The organism is Catenovulum sediminis (assembly GCF_007289895.1).
GTDB classification, from domain to species: domain Bacteria; phylum Pseudomonadota; class Gammaproteobacteria; order Enterobacterales; family Alteromonadaceae; genus Catenovulum; species Catenovulum sediminis.
In genome coordinates, this window is the sequence record NZ_CP041661.1 from 189296 (window position 1) to 205853 (window position 16558).

At 40.8% G+C, this 16558-nt stretch carries 9 protein-coding genes; 3 read left to right on the top strand and 6 right to left on the bottom strand.

Annotation, left to right across the window (positions count from 1 at the left end; genetic code table 11):
• The first annotated feature begins 48 nt into the window (after positions 1 to 48).
• From FNT16_RS18330 to FNT16_RS18340, 3 genes are all read left to right on the top strand, one after another.
• The gene (locus tag FNT16_RS18330; RefSeq protein WP_143873260.1) at positions 49 to 1362 is read left to right on the top strand and encodes a phospholipid carrier-dependent glycosyltransferase; all 1314 of its coding nucleotides are present in this window, start codon (positions 49 to 51) and stop codon (positions 1360 to 1362) included.
• A 92-nt stretch (positions 1363 to 1454) separates the two neighbouring features.
• A complete protein-coding gene (locus tag FNT16_RS18335; RefSeq protein ID WP_143873262.1) occupies positions 1455 to 2093 on the top strand; it encodes an HvfX family Cu-binding RiPP maturation protein in 639 nt (212 codons plus the stop codon).
• Positions 2094 to 2110: 17 nt separating this feature from the next.
• Complete coding sequence (locus FNT16_RS18340; protein ID WP_143873264.1) at positions 2111 to 3883, top strand: bifunctional lysophospholipid acyltransferase family protein/GNAT family N-acetyltransferase; 1773 nt, start codon at positions 2111 to 2113, stop codon at positions 3881 to 3883.
• 61 nt (positions 3884 to 3944) lie between these two features.
• On the opposite strand, the gene FNT16_RS18345 is transcribed toward FNT16_RS18340, so the two are convergent.
• From FNT16_RS18345 to FNT16_RS18370, 6 genes are all read right to left on the bottom strand, one after another.
• Entirely contained in the window at positions 3945 to 5303 is a 1359-nt protein-coding gene (locus tag FNT16_RS18345) for a DUF1593 domain-containing protein (protein WP_143873266.1), read from the bottom strand.
• A 26-nt stretch (positions 5304 to 5329) separates the two neighbouring features.
• Positions 5330 to 8371: a glycosyl hydrolase 115 family protein gene (locus tag FNT16_RS18350; protein ID WP_185976803.1), complete on the bottom strand. Its 3042-nt coding sequence runs from the start codon at positions 8369 to 8371 to the stop codon at positions 5330 to 5332.
• A 96-nt stretch (positions 8372 to 8467) separates the two neighbouring features.
• Positions 8468 to 10171 (bottom strand): glycoside hydrolase family 43 protein, encoded by a 1704-nt coding sequence (locus tag FNT16_RS18355; protein ID WP_221935101.1) that lies wholly within the window; start codon positions 10169 to 10171, stop codon positions 8468 to 8470.
• Position 10172: 1 nt separating this feature from the next.
• Positions 10173 to 12347 carry an alpha-glucuronidase family glycosyl hydrolase gene (locus FNT16_RS18360; RefSeq protein ID WP_143873272.1) on the bottom strand — a complete coding sequence of 725 codons (2175 nt, stop codon included), beginning with the start codon at positions 12345 to 12347 and terminating at the stop codon, positions 10173 to 10175.
• A gap of 18 nt (positions 12348 to 12365) precedes the next feature.
• Positions 12366 to 15119 (bottom strand): beta-galactosidase GalB, encoded by a 2754-nt coding sequence (galB, locus tag FNT16_RS18365; protein WP_143873274.1) that lies wholly within the window; start codon positions 15117 to 15119, stop codon positions 12366 to 12368.
• Between the two features lie 67 nt (positions 15120 to 15186).
• Positions 15187 to 16341: an endo-1,4-beta-xylanase gene (locus FNT16_RS18370; protein WP_143873275.1), complete on the bottom strand. Its 1155-nt coding sequence runs from the start codon at positions 16339 to 16341 to the stop codon at positions 15187 to 15189.
• Positions 16342 to 16558: the final 217 nt, after the last annotated feature.

Consider the following 16558-nt stretch of genomic DNA (forward strand, 5'->3'; position numbering starts at 1 on the left):
TTCAACGTGCAAACCCGGACGGCCCAATTTTTATATCTACTGATTGCGATGAGTGCATTATTTCTGCGCTTCTATCAGTTGGGTGATATCAATAAACCTGTTTTTGATGAAGTATATTTTCCCAATTTTGCGTATCACTATATTCAGCAAGAATCTTTTTTCCACTCGCACCCGCCACTGGCTAAATATGTCATGATGGCTGGCATGCATATTTACCATATGTTGCCATGGGTCAACGAACCAACTTTAGGCAGTGTGCCATTTAACGAGCTTAACCCAGTCAGTTATCGTTGGGTCAATGCGTTGTTGGGTTTTCTAAGTTGCTGTTTATTTGCGCTATCGGCCTATCGGCTGAAAAAATCACATTTATTTTCGTTGTTAGTTTTTGCGTTTGTTAGCTTTGACGGTGCTTTGTTAGTTGCCTCACGCTTTGGTCTAAGCAATGTACACATTTTATTTTGGGGCGCGTTAAGCTTGTATTTAACCTTATTAACACTGCAAAAAAATAACGGTTATTTACCGCTATTGCTCGGCTGCAGTTTAGCAGCGGTTATCAGTGTTAAATGGAGTGGGTTAAGTTATTGGGCGATCACAATGGCGGTTTTGGTTATTGTCGTTTTACTTAAATCTATTCGCTTTAAATTTAAGAGGTTTACTCATAACAACTGGCCGACAATAGATAAAAAAGGGCTGAAAATACTATCAGCCATTACCCTTGTCCCAGCCATTTTGTACTATTTAATTTGGATACCCGATTTACAGTTAAATACCAAATACGACTTTACTGAAACGCACAGACAGTTTTTTACCTATCACAAAAACCGAGTTTCAGAAGATGCCCATCCTTATTGTTCAAAATGGTACAGCTGGCCTTTAATGCAGCGCCCGATTAGTTATCATTTCGAAAAAATTCCGGCAACCGATAATCAACCCAGATGTTTTAAAAACGTTCATTCTTTTGGCAACCCAGTGTTGTATTGGATGGCCAGTTTAGCGATGCTAACAATGTTAATCATGACGATTAAACAGATAGCTTATATGGTGAAAAACAAAACATTTAATTCCAACCAGTTTACCCTGCTGTTTATAACAGGCGGGTATCTCGCGTCTTGGTTGCCCTGGAGTTTGGTTTCGCGTTGTACTTTTTTATACCACTATCAATCTGCTTCTGTCTTCTCATTTATTGCGTTGGCATGGTTATTAACGACTTTGCTACAGGGTTCTAAAACCCACAAATATGCTGCCTATACTTGTCTGTTTATTTTAACTTTTGCATTTGTATATTGGTTACCATTTCAACTCGGACTTCCGCTTTCTGTCGACGGTTTTTATCAAAGGATGTGGTTTAAAAGCTGGATATAATTGTTGTGAAAGCAGAAACATTGAAAGAAAAATGTATTTTCGACTGTCTTTTTGTTTATAAACCCGATTAGAAACCTGCAGAGTACCTTTATATGTTAGCTATTATCCAGTCGATTCAATGTTTGTATCAAACGAGTGTCAAAAAGTTAAGTATATTGGACGGAATTCCACCCTTGTTATTTCGTCTTTATCTTGCGCCGATAATGATTCAAGCCGGATGGAATAAATACACCAATTTTAGTGATATTGTCAGTTGGTTTGGCAATAGTGACTGGGGACTGGGTTTGCCTTTTCCGATTTTATTGGCTGCTCTAGCAACTGCAGCTGAGCTGATTGGCGGGATCTTGTTATTGCTGGGGTTATTAACCCGTCTGGTGAGTATTCCGCTGATGATCACTATGTTGGTTGCTATTTTTACCGTGCACTTACCCAATGGTTGGCTTGCCATTGCAGACAGCGCTAGTTGGCTGGCCGATGGCACGATTTTCTATAATGAAAGCATCATGCAAGCGGATGAAAAGCTGGCGGCCGCTAATTCATTATTACAAGAATATGGCCACTACAATTGGTTAACAGCCAGTGGAAAGTTTGTCATTTTAAACAATGGTATCGAGTTTGCTGCAACCTATTTTATTATCTTATTGAGTTTGTTGTTCACTGGCGGAGGCCGTTTTACCAGCCTAGATTATTGGCTTAAAGCTCGTTTTTGCCAGAGCAATCGCATAAACTGAACTCAAGAAAATACTTGATGTTAAATGAAATGCCTCAGAAAACAAATAACTTATCTTTGTTAAAACTGCTGCCTGAGCCGCATTCAGCTTGGCATAAAATATTTGGAAAATTAGCAGATAAACTGCTTGGGATACGGCACTTAGACTATTTGTATCAGCAGCATCAATTTGCTGGCTTAAGCGCCGAGGCATTTTGTGAAAAATTTATTGAGGTATTTAAGTTAACAAGCGAGTTTACAACCCCGCTTAACCTGCCTAAAGATAAACCACTGGTTATTGTTGCCAATCATCCATTTGGTGGTTTAGAAGGTGTATTGTTAACTTATTTTTTAGCCCAACAAAGGCCTGATTTAAAAGTACTGGCCAATCAAGGGCTCAGTATTTTTTCAGAGCTGCATGAGAAGTTTATTTTTACGAACCCGCTCAAAGCATCTGCGAAAGGCAATGTGACCTCATTAAAAAAATGCCACCAGCATTTAAAATCTGGCGGCGCATTACTCTTATTTCCGGCCGGACGCGTCAGTTATTATCAACAATCAACACAAGCAATTAGCGATCACAGATGGCACCGCAGCGCGGCTCAACTGATAGAAAATAATCAAGCAGATGTCCTGCCTTTGTATATTGCGGGCCAAAACCGAGCTATATTTTATCGATTAGGCCGCATTTATTTTCGCTTTCGGCTACTGATGCTCATTCGTGAAATGATTGCCGCAAAAGGTAAAACCATTCGTTTTTATGCAGGGAAAATCATGCAACACCAAGATTTAAATGCTTTGTCAAAATATAACCCACAACAAATAAGCGATAGATTGCAACTGCTCACCTATTTGCAAAACCCGGCGTATAACTACCCTTGGCCTGTGCAATCAACACCCGATCTCCAACCACTTGCCGAGCCGAGTCGTAAAGCTGATATGCACGCTGAAGTTTTAGCTTTAAGCAAACAAAACCAGAACCTTATCAACTTTAAAAACTTTGTCGTATGTTATGCTCAGGGCAATCAAATACCGGCCTGTTTAGCGCAAATCAGAAGACTACGCGAAGCAACGTTTCGCAGTTGGGATGAAGGTAGCGGTGCACCACAAGACGGTGATGATTTTGACTACAGCTACACCCATTTGTTTATCTTTGATAGTGCATCAGAAGATATTGTCGGCGCATACCGCATGGGCCAAACAGACAAGATTGATACCTTATATTTAGCCAACATGTTTAACTTCAGTGCCCAGTTTATTAACCAACAAGCGCCCTGTTTGGAAATGGGGCGTTCTTTTGTCGTCGCAAACCAGCAAAAAAGCTATCACGCACTGTTGTTGCTGTTTAAAGGCATTGGCCGCTTTGTTTGCCGGTTTCCCCAGTATAAAACCTTATATGGTACGGTTTCGCTCAGCACGCAATATCAACCGCTGAGTATCAAACTGATAGAATCTTTTTTAATTGAAGGACCAAACCGCAGCGCAACTGCAATTTGCCCGTTTGAGCACCCTGCCCCAAAAGCGCTTGAGCAGTTTTTTTTGGTCAATGACAAAGATATAAACACCTTGGAATGGTTAGTCAAACAAATTGAGCCCGACGGCAAAGGCCTGCCAGTGTTATTAAAACAGTACCATCAACTCGGTGCTAAATTTCATGCGTTAGGCTTAGATCCCAACTTTGCGACAACGCCCGGTTTATTATTAAGCGTTTATTTACCGGACGCACCACAAAAACTGTTAAAACTTTATTTAGGCGATGATTATACAAGATACTGTCATGGTGTTACGGACGTTCATGCGAATCAGCAATAACAATAGCAATAGCAATAACTTTAACGTTATTGCTAATTGCTATTGGCCGTCCTTCATTTCATCATTTTACACTTATCACAATTCTGCGATGAGCATATAAATTAGGTTCTCCATCATCCACAATGGTCAAAATAATATGTATGTCTTTCCCTTTAGCATCAGTTGGGATCATTAACTGGGTGTTAACATTAGACGGTTGTAGAATCGCTACGTCTGAATTGTCACTGCTGGCTTCTTTATATAGTTCCCATGAGTATTGAATTTTATCGCCATCAGGATCAGAGCTTCCACTGGCAGACAATAAAATGGAATCTCCCGCCTTTGCTGTCAAATAGACAACTTTTTCAGATTTTATACCATTCACAACCGCGTGCGGATGGTGGTTTGCATCTTCATACTGAGGTGTGATTGTCCAGTCCATACGTGCTTGGAAATCGTTGTTGTATGCAGTTTGCCAACGGCTAATTGCTTTGCCACCTTCAGATGCATCACCATACATATAATAAGGGTCATATAATTCATCTTCGCCTTTCATGCATTTCATACCGCGAATAGCGGGCTGCTTTTTCTCAGCAAAACGTCCGCCCCAACCACCTTGCGCCACTTTATCAGGGTCATTTAAAGCCGGGTTTATTAAATGCATAAATGCCGGTGTATCACCTTCAGTTGCCCACTGACGATTTGGATAAGCGCTCCCTAACGCCCCATGGCTTTGAATATGTTCAACTAAATATTCATCAGAGGGTTGCCAGCTATAAACAGCTAGGCTTCGAATATACAAAAGCTCAGGGAATGTTTTAGCAATCCAAGTGCCAGCATCATCTTGCCCTAATACATCATATACGCGAATTCGTTTAATAATCTCAGCCAGTTCAGTAGCTGAACGATTATTTTTTAAATCCCATAACGATTGAGCTATCGTATTGCAACCGCCCCAACAAGTTAACCACAGGGGCCTAGGATCTTTTTTATCTATTGCAGCAATGATTAAGTCGGAGCCAGCAGAATTTTTGCCTGTTCCAACATCACTCATCCCATAACCAGTTTGTCCCATTACTGAAACTGACTGTAAAAATTCAGGTGTCGGAAAACCTTGCGCATGTTGAGTTAGGTTTGGATACACTTGACTATATACTTGTAAAATTTTATCTACGTAAGTGGTATCTTGTTGTGATTTTTTCCAACAACCGGTTGAAGTAATAATCCCCTCAATATCAATTTCGTTCGCCATCACTAATTGTCGAATTAATGATTGCTGATCATCTGGATCGGCGCCCATATCCGTGGTGTGAATCACTCGCGCTTTAAAAGCTTGAGCATGATCACTTTCTGTTTTTCTCATGTTCGAACTACAACTGGCCACTGCTAACGACAATATGAACAGGCCAATAAAATGCATCATTTTTTTGTTACTTGACATAAATTTTCCTATTAAATTCAATTACTCTAGTGAAGAGGAGTGGGTATCGCACTTTCGTCAAATTTCACTGTAAACTTATCTAATACTACACCGGGATCAACCATCCAGATTTTGATATTTTGGATACCAGTTTGGTTTATTTGATGTTCAGATATACCAATTGATGCGGCCCTTAAAGTATTAACATTCCACAATTTTGAGTACTCGTTTGAATGTAAACCGATGATTTGTGGTTTATCTCCATTAACTGATATCGCATATCGAACCCCCGGGTGATCTGCTGTTATCTTATGAGTAGGTAAAGCTTGGCTATAAATTTTAACTTTACCCGTGCTAACGGCATAAAACTGATAACTTAACGATGGGCTGCGAGTTTGCAATTGAGGTAATTCAATGCTTGCTGCCGTGAAAGGCTGCACTGTCATAGCGTGCTCTGACGCTGCAGCGTTATTAAACTGCTGCCAGCCCACACCATTATCAGCGTCTGTTTTAGCAATATAGTTTTCAGCTTCTATTTCAACAGAAGCTTTATTTTCTACCGCTGCGGGCAAACTACCAAACGCTAAATTGGCAGGGTTGAACACCTTTAGTTGAATATCAAATTTACGATCATTGTCGGATATAGTAACAACTGCCGGAATTTCAGTGCCATTAGGCGCAGAATCCCAGTCGATACTAAGCGTAATTCTCGCATCTGTTTTCCCACTTGTTTGGCTTATTTTAACCCAAGGGCGATTTGCGCTTGCCGTCCAATTGGATGCCTGCTTGCCTTGGTTAAATACATCAATAAAATAGCGCGTATCGGCAGCTCGATTAAACAAAGGCAATATACCAATGTCGGTAGGTATTAAAGGATTTTCAGAACCTTCAAGCGCAACGGCAAGTTGCTTTTTATCTGGTGCTTGATAACGACCTAACTCCGCTTTGCGCCATGGGTTTTGCGTATCATAGGCCCACTTTGGCAGTTCGCTTAATGGCATGGGGCTTATCATATGCTGCCATTTCCCATTAGCATTTATGTCATTATAAAATTGCGTTTCAGCCAATAATGCTTGATGCGCTTGGATAGACTGTTCAGCCAATAAATGCGTTGCCGCTCGTTTTTGTTTGGCCCATAAACGACTTCGCTCTGCTAACAGTTCTTTTTTATTAATTAAGTACGAGGCCCGTAATGGATATAATACCATTTGGTAAAATGCACTCTTATATTTCTCCGGTAAGTTTTGATAAACCTGATTTGCAAGTTGAGTTGCTTGCTCAAATTTATTTAACCTGACAGCGGCTTCATCCCCTTTTGCTATCATGCTAAAAGTATTTGTACCACTGACATGCATATGCTCTGGACGTTTGACTATGTTTAAGCTGAAATAACTTTGCATCACATCTGCAATATCTTCTGCATATTTTTGGCCAAAAGTGCGTTCAGTCCATTGTTTAAAATATTGGCGTTGGTCAAAATTTCTAAATGCTTCTGGATTTCGCGCCAAGCGCAAGAAAAATTCAGTACCAAATTCATGTGGTTTAATATCACCCACATTAACAATCCAAATTTTATTGGCGTTAAACTCCCAAGCTTTAATCATCTCAGCATAAGTCATACCAGGTGGTGTGCTATTTAACCATAGGTAGCTACTGGGTACCCCCCAATATGACAGGTGATAATAAACACCAGAGCCACCACTTCGTTTTTGTTCTTCGGGTGTCGACAATTGACGAATATACCCGTGGTTATCGTCTGGCCATACAATAATCACATCGTCAGGCAACTCTAAACCTGATTGGTATTGCACTAAAGTTTCTTTGTACGGGATAAAGATTTGTGGGATTTGCGTAGGGTTTTGATGAACGTGCTGAGCAATCATTTGACGCTGATCTGGGATAATATCATTTTGAATCTTTTTAGCTTTACCCGCTTCAGTTGTACCTTCTGGCGCGAGCATGCCAACATCCGTTCGACCTCGCATACCAATTGTATAGATATTTTCATAGTCAGCAGTTTCTTTTACTCTGCTTTCCCAGAATTTATATATTGTCTCTTTATTGCTCCAATAATTATATTCACCATGTACATCCTCTTTAAACTCATGGCTATTGGTTAACATTGGCTCATGATGTGAGGTACTGATGACGATTGCGTATTTATCAGCCATCTCTTTATTACCCGGCATTAAATAAAACGGTGTCGTCTCTCGCGGAAATTCGTGCATACCCGGCCAAATCATATTGGCATGTAACCTTAACAATAACTGATATATAGTCGCATAAGTTTTAGGGCCGATATTACCCGTTTCTGGCTCAAACGTTTTACTTGCCCAGGGTAATAATCCCCAATCTTCATCATTGATAAAAATGCCACGATATTTAACAGCCGGAGAGTGTTGAATATGCTGACCCGCAATGTAAAGTGCGGGTTTGGATGGAGCCGGTACATCCCCCCAGAAATGCCAAGGAGAAACCCCCATTGCTTCAGATAATGCAAACACGCCATACGCTGTACCACGTCTATCACTGCCTGCAATCACCAGTGCTTGTTCAACATCTTTAAGCGGATTTTTAATCACTTGTGCTGTATAAGCTTCCCATTTGCCAACAATAGATGACACCTTTAGTTGATTATTAGCGATCAATTCATCAATTAGTGGACTGTTACCTATAGTGCCGATCAAGATTGTACTTTTACCTTTAGGTTTGCTTGCTAAGGCCTGCGCTTTACGACCGGTAACCGACTGTATATCCAAAGCCAGTGCTTTAGCGGCTATTTCGACAACTTGCGCATCAGATTGGCTATAATAAATGCCCGCTGCGGTTAAATGATCAGCAATTTTCATTGAGTTGGGTGTGGCCGATACAGTCACTGGCATAAATGGAATCGCAAAATAATCTTTGTTAGATACTTGCTCAACTTGCATACCATCATAAGGTTGCCATGTATTATCAGAAGCATATTTAGAAATCGCTTCTATTGGGTTCTTGTCTGAAACGCCACATCCGCTCACCACACAAATAAAAATGTAGCATGCGAAAACTTTTAGTTTTTTAGTGGTGAAATGATTAAATAAGGTATCCATATTTATCATCGCCCTATTCATTAAATCTATCGATGTAAAGTTCTTTAACTTGCTCAAATGCGGGTGCAGCACAAGTTAAAGAACCAGCCTCCAGTTTTAAAATTTCCTAGCATGTAAGCCCAGCATAGATCCGACAAATCCACCGGCTTTTGCTGTACTTAAAATAGTTGCATCTGCGTTGGTTAAGACTGGTTTGATAGCTTCACTTTGACGATAGCTAAAACTAATCTTGTCTTTATCGGCAGAGACTATCAGCTCAATCGCATCCCCCCCACTATCCAAATCAACGCTTGCAAGCATGCGCCGTTGACCTTTAACCACAGATTCAACAAACAAGCGGTAGGCTGTATCTGTTTTTTCTAATGCAAAAAAGTAATGAAACTTTTCATTTTGATACGCAGTAATGCCCAGCTGTAAACCAGAATATTGAGGTAGTAAAACTTGAGTGCTGGCTTGATAAGTTTGATGTTGCACCCGTCTTGCTAAATAAACGGGCTGCTCTAAACTGCTTAACTGTCGTTTAGCCGCTTTTAATTGTGCAAAACCATTATTTAACGTTAACCAGTTGGTATTATTGTGACGACCCAACCAACTCCAGTGTAAATCAAGTTGTTCACTTTCAAATTCATCCAGCCAACTAAAATTACCCGTTGTTTGCTCCGTATTAGCAATTTTTTCACCACCTGCTGGCTTTTTAAGGCGATAAGGAATTGTTTCACCCGGCGGTAAAATTTCAGGCCAGCCTTCGTTTGTCCAATCAACGGGTAGTAAAAAGGTTTCGCGCCCTGTGTTGTACAAGGTTTTGTTATATGAACGCGTTGCTAAAAATACCGCCCACCACTCACCTTGTGGTGTTTTAATTAAATCAGCATGGCCTGCTGTTGTAATTGGGTTGACGCGTTCAATATCCAGATCGCGCTGAGTTAAAATTGGATTTGCGTGATAAGGAATAAAAGGCTCGCTTAAATCTCGGGTTCTAAAAACAACTGCTGAATGGTTATAACCAGTGCCACCTTCGGCGCAGACCAGATAATACCAACCATTAACCTTATAAATATGCGGGGCTTCTATCCAAATCGGTTTCTTGCTTATATCAGTACCACCATCAACGAGTAGCTTTCGTGATTCTGGTTTAACTTGCTGAGCAATAGGGTCATATTCCCATAGCCAAATCGCCCTATGTCCGTCATATAGCGGTTTGCCAGGTGGCGCATCATTATGTGCAATATAAATTCGACCATCATCGTCAAAAAAGATATCTGGGTCGATGCCACCGACTTCAGGTAACAGGATGGGTTGTGACCATGGCCCTGCGGGATCTTCGGCAGTAATAATAAAATTCCCGCCCGAATAGACAGCGGTCGTAATAATATAAAATAAGCCATCATGATATCGAATAGTGGGTGCATAGATACCACTGGATATATCAATGCCAGACAATTCGATTTGCTCATCTCGCGTTAATCCATGGCCTATCAATGCCCAATTTACAAGATCCCTACTGTGAAAAATGGGCAGGCCGTTGTTATAAGCGAACGACGACGTAGCAATATAATAATCTTTTCCTTTGCGAGTGATACTCGGGTCAGGATAAAAACCGGAGATAACTGGATTTTGAAACTCGTCGTCGGCCAGAGTGTGATTAAAAACATCATCATGACCCTGATATTTAAACCAGTCAAAATATGCGGTTCCAGTCTGTTGCTGAATATTTGCTTTATGCTCTTTTTGCATTTGTGAGCAGCTTGCCAGCGCTATAACAGCACTGGCAGCTAAAACTCTAAATAACTTTACCGACAAATTATTCTCCTTGTCCCGGCGCATACGGGAATTCCATCGCCTTATAAGTATCTAGAGTGCCTTGCGGCTTATCCAAACCTGGTGGTATCGGTCTTTGCGAAAACGTTTGGAAGTACAATACGCATGCGTTGCGCCACCATATTGCTTCCTTTAAATGGATGGTATTTGCCATTTGCACTTGCTTAAATTGCAATGGATCTATTTGACCTTGCAAGCTGTCCCAGCTTTGGCTAATTTGCGCAACTTGGTCAACCCCCAAATAATAGCGGTGGACAATTTCATCCCATAAAGTTCTACCAGAAGACTTCACTTTATAGTCCCAAGGTAAATGGTGGAACCATAATAAATATTTTTCAGGGGTTGATTTAGGATCAGCCAATTGCTCTTTCAACGGTGAAAAATATTGCTCAACTGCATTAACCCCGCTCGGGGAGCGATCAAAGCCTATGCCACCTTTTGTTGCTCTGTGATAATAAACCGGATTCCAGTCAGCTCGGCCTAAATCATCTACCCAAGGCGCCGGACCATAGTGATGCCCTGTCCCCATAATATGATGTAAACCCAGGGGCGTCATGTAGTTAACCGTTGCCTCATGCGATAACATCATCATCTCAGTGACCTTTTTAACAACCGCTGATTTATTGCTCAGCGTCATTCTGGTCCACTCTTCGGCAACCTGCTCTGCACTGATATTATAATCCCACGCCATCCGGCCAAATACATACCAGTTAGATTGTAAAATGATATGTCCCGTCCAGTTTCTGTCAGAGCCTATATTAGAAACTCCAGCCATACCGGTAAGCGGGTAATCATAAACTTCACCGGCCACGACTTTACCAACGGTAGAGCCTTTGCCTTTTGCATAAGTATCTGTTTTTAAGACCTCTTCATACATGGGCCCTAAATAGACAAAGTGGGTACTAAATCCTAAATACTCCATAGTGATTTGAAATTCCATCATCATTGGAGTTTCTTGAGTTGCACCAAATAATGGACTAATCGGCTCTCGCGGCTGAAAATCAATTGGCCCATTTTTAACCTGTACCATTACGTTTTCACGGAATTTGCCATCTAAAGGTTTAAACTCAGAATATGCTTGTTTAGAGCGCTCTTCATTTTTTTCATTGGCGTAAACAAATGCTCTCCACATCACAATACCGCCATGTGGTTTAAGAGCATCGGCTAACATATTGGCACCTTGCGCATGCGTGCGACCATAATCGCCCGGTCCCGGTTGTCCTTCTGAATTTGCTTTAACTAAAAAGCCACCAAAATCAGGAATAAGCTGATAAATTTCAGCGATTTTTTTATCCCACCATTTTGCGACTTGTGGATTTAACGGATCTGAATTTTTTAATCCGCCCAGTGTTGCAGGTGAATTAAACTTGATGGATAAATAAACTTTTAATCCATACGGACGGAACAAATCAGCCAGCGCTTTGACTTTTTCAAGATAAGCAGGCGTCAGCATAATGGGATCAGCATTAACATTGTTTAACACTGTGCCATTAATCCCGATAGAAGCATTTGCGCGCGCATAATCTGTATATTTTTGATACTTGTAATGCGGTAATTTATGCCAGTCCCAAATGGATTCTCCAGCAAAACCCCGTTCAACATGTCTGTCTGGATTATCCCAATGGTTTAATACCCGCACTTTGGTTTTAGGCGCTGAGCTAATATCCACAGCGTCAAGAGGGGTTTGCGTTTGAACTAAACGCAGTAGATTAAAGGTACCATAAAGCGCGCCGATATCCGTATTCGCAGTAACCACAATAACCGACTTGTTATTATGTTCAACTTGTCGAATGATATAGCCTTCATCTCCCAATTTGCTTAGCTCGTCGCCAAGATCCGGTATCCACCTTGTTGCCAAACGTCCGGTTACCACCACTAAGTTGGCTGATCGATAACCAGCAGGCTCAGACTGCCCCAACAGACCGCTTAATGCGTAGTCCAGCTCATCTCGAATAATTTGACTGGTTTCTGACTGACCAACAACCGACCATTTAGTCAGTTGCTTTTGATAAGCTTTTCGCAATGACTTGTTTTGCAATAAATCATATTTCATCCATAAACGATAACCGTCTTCCCCCGTGACGATACTAGAAGCCTGAGTGATAGGGCTAGTTAACCCTATCACCAATAATAAAAACGAAACAATAAACGATTTCATTAAATTCTCACTTTGTAATTAATTAACTTTGATCATCACGCTGGCTGCTTTTAAGCCGTCAGCATCGGCTTTAACGGTAAATTGACCTTTGCTACCCATTTTTGCTTTTACAATGACTAAAGCATATCCATGGTATGCATTACGGCTTGGCGAAGGGAAAGGGGTAAAATCTGAATGTTTACCATTATCTGTCGCAACAATTTCAGCATCGCCTTCCACACTAAAATCAATCCAATGATTTGCATCTGGTATCACTAAGCCATTTTCGTCCTCAACTTTTAATGTGATAAATGCTAAATCTTCACCATCAGAGTGAATTGTGGATCTGTCGGCGGTAAGTGATAACTGAGCAGGGAGGCCAGTCGTCTTAACTTCATTTTCTGACCATTTTTTCCCATTTTTATATGCTACCGCCTTTAATATGCCGGGTTGGTAAACAACATCATCATATCTTAATCTGTATTCAAATTTGCCTTTTTGCTTGCGACCCAAGGATTTACCATTTAAAAATAGTTCAACCTCATCACCTGATGTGATGACATGCACTGGCGTAACCTTGCCAACTCGATCCGGCCAGTTCCAGTGCGGTAAAATATGCACCATTGGAAAATCAGGGCGCCAATGCGCTTGATATAAATAGAAACGGTTTTTCTTGAAGCCCGCTAAATCGACAATACCATTGTAGGAACTACGTGCTGAATAATAAGGGGTTGGTTCGCCTAAATAATCAAAGCCAGTCCAGACAAATTCCCCAGCCACAAATGGATGGCTCTCTACCGCTTTAAATACTTTATCTGGCGATGAACCAAAATCAACGGCATATAACTCGTAGCTGCTCACTTGCTCAGCTTTTGAGTCGCCCCCCATGCCATCTCTGGCAGGTGAGCTGATTTTCTCTGTCACAGGGAAAGTATAAAAGCCCCTGCTACTCAATGCAGATGCCGTTTCACTGCCAATAATTACTTTATCTGGATGCGCGGCATGATATAAATCATATTGTGGTGGCGTTTTAATTCGATCCGTTACATTGTCAAATAGTGGATCTTGACGAATACCTTCACCTTGATAGTTTAAGCTAATGCTATCCATGCCGTTCGCAAAAGGCATGTCAGGCTTCGCCCAATTTTTAGATGCGGTGGTGGGACGATAGGGATCTTCGCTTTTCACAATATCCGTTAAGTGCTGAGCTAATTGATAACCTGCATGACCTTCGTATTGCTCACCGACTTCATTACCAATACTCCACATAAAAACAGAAGGATGGTTATAGTCACGGCGAACCAAAGCGCGCAAATCCTGCTCATGCCAGTCATCAAAAATTAAATGAAAATCATGTGGTGTTTTTTTCTTTTGCCAAACATCAAACGATTCATTCATCACTAAAAAACCCATGCGATCGGTTAATTCAAGTAGTTCAGGATCGGGTGGGTTATGTGCCATACGTATCGCATTAACACCCATTTCATGCAGAATTTCTAATTGACGCTCTGCTGCTCTGCGATTGAAAGCCGCACCAAGTGCACCTAGATCGTGATGTTGATTAACCCCTTTTAGCTTAATTAGCTCACCATTCACATAAACACCTGATTTTGGGTCAAATGTCAGTGTTCGAATACCAAACTCGGAAGTATATTGATCAATGGGTTTACCATCTTTCCAAACCGTAGTAACAGCTGCATACATATTAGGAGTCTGCTGAGGCTTCGGCCCCCACAGTTTAGGATTGTTCACTAAGAGTTGGCTGCTGCTTGAAACCGAAGAGGTGGGCTGTAACATAAGGGTTTGTTTAACCGAATTAGCAACAACAGTTTCCGCTAATTGACCATTTTCGTTCATTTCGAAAACTTCAGTGCTGACCTCAACAACTTGTTCAGTCTGAGTCGTATTGTCCACTTTTACCTCAAGTGCCACCACTGCTTGGTTATTCGCAACGGACTCAGTTCTAATCTTAGTCCCCCACTGCGCAATATGAACCGGATTGGTTTTAACCAGCCAAACATCACGATATATTCCACCACCAGGATACCAACGTGATGAATGATTTGGGTTATCTAACCGGATCGCAATTTGATTTTCACCACCAAAATTAATATAAGGCGTTAAATCTAATCGATAGCTGGAATAACCAAATGGCCAGCCGCCAACTAAGTTGCCATTTAACCAAACCATTGAATATGACATGGCACCTTCAATATCTAGATAAATCTTTTTATTTAAATCTGATTTATTAATGGTTAAATCTTTGCGATACCAAGCTATCCCTGGGCTGGGCAGACGCCCCATACCACCGCCAACTTCTGGATTTTCACCCTGATAAAATGGCCCGCTTATTGCCCAGTCATGTGGTAAATTAACTTGTTGCCATGCGCTGTCATTAAAATCGTGTTGAACAAATTTAAAATCACCACCTGGATTACCGGCAGGACGTTTATGTCGCTTGGCAGGATCCGCTAAAAATGCATTTCCTGTTGGTAGAATCCAGGGCTTCAATATCGCTTTATCTGCTTTTACCTTAACGGCATCAGTGGGTTTACTATCTGCATCTTTATCATCTTTAAAATGCTTAACCTTAGGTCGAACGTCATAAATCAGTTCATCCGCAGATGCAGTATCATCATATTTATAAAATCGCCAGTTCTGATTTAGCGATATGATCTCTCGTTTTGATGCAGATTGCGTTTTAATTTGAGTGATATCAACTGGATTATCGGGCGCTTTTGAGCAAGCACTGACTGCAAGTGTCGCCAAAATTGCCGTGACTAAATTTTTCATTACCTAATACCTGTCGCTCGAAAGCCAATAAAATTGGCTTATTTAATTGCGTTAAACTGACTAACCATTAAAAATGTGTTTTACTTAATTCAATCAATGCGTTAACTGCTGGCTTTGGTTGATTCTGACGATCAAACAATAGTGGGTAGTCTGTACGCCCTTCGATTGGCCAGCCATTTCGCCAAGTTTGGCTATCGTTTACCCCCCAAAATGTCACTCGGGAAATGGATTCCTGATGGCGAGCAATAATTTTGAACATATCAACTAAAAGTTGGGTAAATTCTGCTGAAACAGAATCTGGTAAGCCTTTGCTATAAGGATTAAATTTTTCTTGAAGTTCATAATTTATAGAAATATCCGCGCCTTGATTTGCCGCACCAGGAAAGCGAATAACCGTCACATCGACCTCGGTTAACATGACTTCTATGCCTAGATTTTTATAGGCAACAATTGAAGCTTCGAACTCAGTTAAATCTGGGTTAGTGACCAATGAAGGGATACTATAATGCGCCTGCATGCCAATTGCGGTAATTGGGATATTTTTATCTAACAAAGACTGAACGATTCTAACCGCACCCTGACGTTTTTTCGGCATCCATAAATTATAATCATTGTAATAAAGCTCAGCGTTTGGATCAGCAGCATGCGCAAACTCAAAGGCTTTAGCAATATAGTCCTCACCCAAAATCTTATACCATTTAGATTGGCGCATAGTGCCGTCTTCATTTAAAGCTTCATTGACTACGTCCCATGCCTGAATACGCCCTTTATAGCGGCCAACGATAGTATCAATGTGATTTTTTAGACGATTTAACAATAACTCTCGACTTGCCGGATTACCATTTTGATCTTCAAATACCCAATCGGGTGTTTGCGAATGCCACAATAAGGTATGACCAATTATAAATTGGTCATTTTGTTCAGCTAACTCGACGAGTTTGTCTGCCACCTTAAAATTAAATGTGCCTGGGGTTGGATGTATCTCTTCCCATTTCATCGAGTTTTCTGCTGTCACAGCTGAAAATTGTTTATTTGACACCTGTTGACTTTCTCTATCGTATTCGCTGTATCCCATTATTTGAGATTCACTTAACGCCGTCCCAACTAAAAAGATATCTTTATACGCATCTCTTAAACTCAGTTCTTTATGATCAGTAGCAGTGGTATGTACGCAAGCCGTTAATGCTAAACTGGCACAAGCTGCAACCCAGAATTTTTTCATTTTTACCTCAACACGTAATTAAGCTGAATTTTTACTTATGTTAAACAACAAACATAATGGTCATATAAACTATATGAAATTAATTTGTAAAAATCCAGTCAATTCTCACATCTATTTACAACTTAAAAACAATTAGAACAGATAAAATTCCAATAATTGCCATTGTTTGGTATCTTTTTTAAATAAAAACTGTTTACATTAACCCACGCTTTATATA